3 protein-coding genes are annotated in these 2,764 nt (G+C 46.7%); 1 reads left to right on the top strand and 2 read right to left on the bottom strand.

Annotated features, from left to right (window positions below; translation table 11 throughout):
• Positions 1 to 494: 494 nt before the first annotated feature.
• Both VFH06_05840 and VFH06_05835 read right to left on the bottom strand, forming a co-directional pair.
• Positions 495 to 857 carry a hypothetical protein gene (locus tag VFH06_05840; GenBank protein ID HET6747599.1) on the bottom strand — a complete coding sequence of 121 codons (363 nt, stop codon included), beginning with the start codon at positions 855 to 857 and terminating at the stop codon, positions 495 to 497.
• A gap of 47 nt (positions 858 to 904) precedes the next feature.
• On the bottom strand, positions 905 to 1,960 hold the full coding sequence (locus VFH06_05835; GenBank protein HET6747598.1) for a hypothetical protein: 1,056 nt from the start codon (positions 1,958 to 1,960) through the stop codon (positions 905 to 907).
• A gap of 189 nt (positions 1,961 to 2,149) precedes the next feature.
• On the opposite strand from VFH06_05835, the gene VFH06_05830 reads away from it, so the two are divergent.
• Positions 2,150 to 2,581, top strand: coding sequence for a hypothetical protein (locus VFH06_05830; protein ID HET6747597.1), 432 nt, complete (start codon positions 2,150 to 2,152; stop codon positions 2,579 to 2,581).
• Positions 2,582 to 2,764: the final 183 nt, after the last annotated feature.

The raw sequence follows: 2,764 nt of genomic DNA, 5'->3' as shown, positions 1-2,764 counted from the left end.
GGACTGATGGGGATAGTGGATGGCACCCGGAAAGCCCTCATGCTGCCCTAGCAAGCTTCATTGAAGCGTTTTCAGGTACTCTGATATACCGAGACCCCCCAGAGGCACCTTATAGGCCATCCTCGAAGGAGCTAAAGCAGTTGGGACGGCCCACCAGGAAAAAGTCAACCAGATAGCACGAAAAAAGCCGTGAGCATTGCTCACGGCCTTTCCGTATCTTGGCAGATATTGAATTTTAGACTATCCCGCTGATGGCCGTCCCCCGGAATGCACATCAGTGAAAAAACCCTAACACAACCGCTCTAAGCTGTCAAATCACTCATCCCGACTGCGCTTGATTCCACTAGCTCCCAAGATTTTATCAACATCCTCTTTCAAGTCATCTACACGGAATTCGAGCTTATCAATGCGGGAATGTATCCTACTGACTGGCCGAATAATTAAGATGACTCCATTCACAAGCCCTATTAAGATGGCCAGTTCAGCTACACCCATTAATCAGCGTCCCCATCGTTTAGAGCAGTGTCAGCAAGGTTAGGCAACGTGAGTCGTTCCCCTTTCTTGAACTTCAAGCGCAAAGAGGCTCCTGAGACCTGGTCGGTAATAGGGGTTGTCGCGTCTAGGGCAGCAAAGACCGTGGGTGAAAGGACGATAATGTCACGGCGAATGCGTCCCGTTGTGTCGGTATAAACAGCACTACGAGGGGTGAGATTTCCCGGAATTTTATACTTCTCAGCCGGGGTAACGATGCCGCCTACACCGGGGTTTACTGCCTCAACATTGCTTTCATCTCGCTGGGCTGCAAACGTACTTCCGTCGTCGGCTACATAGCGAAAAAACTTAATTGAACCTGCCATAAAAACTACTCCGAAAAAACAACTTGAAACTTTATCGTACCCGCTGATTAGGATGATGGCCCATCAGGGATAAAACTCAGGCTGCCGGGACCGTTTACCTGGCAAGTCCCCCCATGAGTGAAACTGTCAACACTAGTGAAAAACCTGCCCGGTCTGCCCCCCTCTGGCACTGCGGGACCAGTGAATTCCCTTTGAGGTGGTTCATCGGGAAAACCTCTCAGTTGAGCGAAAGAGGCCGGGACATTATTGCAAAAAGGATTATTGCCAGGGTCGGAAAAGCTTACCGTGAACGTCCAAACCCCCGTACCTGGCAAATCCACATCCTCCGCAAAATCTCGAGGGTCAGAGCTTGGGTCAGGCGCACTTGATGCGGGAAATTCCTGCCCGCCACCATCACCATCACCAGCAGCAGGTGTAGGGTATTCTGACTCATTTTCTGTCTCATCCGAAGTATCAGTTGGGTTTGAAACTGTATAGACTACCGGGTTAACCAGATACCAAGATTCCAGTCTAAAAAGGAATGAACACGGGATGTCGGCTTTGAACTTAAAGACATCAGGAAAAGGGGACGCGACCGGAAAGGCGGAATAGGCTTGAGCAGGATTGTCAGGGGTAAGCTCACCGCCAGTAAATTGCTCAACGAGCCACTCAATGGCAGGCGCCGTGAGGTTTTCAACACCTTCGACGGCATTAACAATAAGTCCTGGAATTCCAATTCCCTCATCCAAACTCGACAACTCCCCTAGTGCTAACTGTCCATACTTTTGGACAATACTCGATAGCAGCCAGATGTTTTCTTGAGCGTTGTGATATTCCCAAATGGAATTATTAATATGCTCAAAAACTCTTTGCTTGACGAACTTGACCCCCAGACTAGCAATAACAGATGAACCCTTAAAAGTCGTGAGGTAGCCCCAATGCGTGTTCTCTGGAAGCGTCTTATAGTTAACACTTCTTGACGCATCGTAATTAGTGATTTCCAGTGTTAAGCGGTTTAGGTAAGCGTTGTGCTCGACTTCGGATAAACGGATGCTCCCTTGCTCTGAGTACTGGACTTCTCTGTAGCGCTTCTGAAAGTCTCTGATATTCAGGCCGGTAGCCATCCGCTGTAGAACTCCTGCTGAACCAATGAAGCGATACAGCCACCCTAACTAGTTAGCGCTGGCCCTGTCAACCGTACGATACACATATCTTTATATACAGTACGGTTGACAAGATACTACGACCTATATTATTACTATTTATTGTAGATAGATATCTACGACACAAACATATCTTGGCAGGATACATATATGGCATTGAAATTTTTTGAACCAGAAGAATCTAATAGCAACGGTAGTTTAGATTTCTTGAACGACTGGTTAGTTGAAAACCCTAAGAATAAGCAAGTTCAGTTTCTAATCACAGAAGTTAAACGTGCTCAGTCTAATAAAGGGTTTATTGTTTCTACTGAGAAGTTCAATGTGTTTCTTTGGAAGAATGCAAAATTAACAAAGATGTTAATTGAAGCTTTAGACCATTACATAAACGAATCAAGATTCGGTTATGAACTTTACGTAGTCCTCAAGAAACCAACTAAAGCAGACTTTTCTATAGCTGCAAATGATGAATCAAGGATTACTTGGTTCACATCAAAAAACGGGTATACCACTTCGGAAGAGAATGCTACCTCTCAAGAAGAAGTGGAGATTACAGGAAATCCATTAATTCCAGCTATCCCATAGTCCCCCCTATAGGGCCATACTGCGACCTGCCCTCTAGTAGGGGGACTGATGGGGATAGTGGATGGCACCCGGAAAGCCCTCATGCTGCCCTAGCAAGCTTCATTGAAGCGTTTTCAGGTACTCTGATATACCGAGACCCCCCAGAGGCACCTTATAGGCCATCCTCGAAGGAGCTAAAGCAGT

Source organism: Candidatus Saccharimonadales bacterium (genome assembly GCA_035697325.1).
Classification (GTDB): Bacteria; Patescibacteriota; Saccharimonadia; order Saccharimonadales; family Saccharimonadaceae; genus JALRBM01.
The sequence above is the reverse complement of the archived record's forward strand: the minus strand, read 5'-3'. Positions and strand labels throughout refer to the sequence as shown.